General features: G+C 71.5%; 1 protein-coding gene. It reads left to right on the top strand.

The genetic code is table 11. The features are described from left to right. Window positions 1-117: 117 nt before the first annotated feature. On the top strand, window positions 118-744 hold a 627-nt coding region (locus tag AZE13_RS33530), incomplete at its 3' end, for a transposase family protein (RefSeq protein WP_079124665.1).

Genomic DNA, 744 nt, shown 5'->3' with positions numbered 1-744 from the left:
TGAGCCTTTTCAGAGTGGTCACCGATCGGGTGATGGGCAGGGGTGGTGGAACGGGCGAGGCTCCTGGGGTGTTGAGCGAGGTGTCTTACGCCGTAACTCTTCACCCGAGGGGCCTCGTTGGTTGCCTATCCTGCCGTACTGGATCTGCCGCACGCGCTCGTGGAGGCGGTCACGATGCTGATCGTCCTCCGGGAGGGGGACCGGCGGTGCAAGCTGCGTCCGTCCGGGCGTGCGCTGGTCGCGCTGGTGTACCTGCGCCAGCACCTCACCCTGGCCCAGCTCGCGGCCGGGTTCCGGATCAGCGTCGGGACCGCCCATGCCTACGTCCGCTCCGTGGTGGGCCTACTGGCCCGCCGGGCCCCCGGGCTCACCCGAGCCCTACGCGAGGTGAAGGCCAGGGCGGAGTATGTGCTGGTGGACGGCACCCTGGCGGAGTGCGACCGGGTCGGCGACAGCCGCGGCGACTACTCGGGGAAGCATCGCCGCCACGGCGTGAACCTTCAGCTCGTCACCGACCCGCACGGCCGACTGCTGTGGGTCTCCAGAGCGCTGCCGGGGCGGACCCATGACCTGACGGCGGCCCGCCGGCACCGCATCGTGAACACCTGCATCCGGCTCGGCGTCCCGGTCCCGGCGGACCTGGGCTACCTCGGCGCCGGCGGCACCTTCGCCGTCCCTCACCGGCGCAGGCCACGGCAGGGACTCGACGCACACCAACGGTCGGTCAACCGGGCACACGCCCGG

Origin of the sequence: Streptomyces sp. NBRC 110611 (assembly GCF_001590865.1) — a bacterium.
Lineage (GTDB): Bacteria > Actinomycetota > Actinomycetes > Streptomycetales > Streptomycetaceae > Streptomyces.
This window is presented reverse-complemented; position numbering and strand designations above follow the sequence as displayed.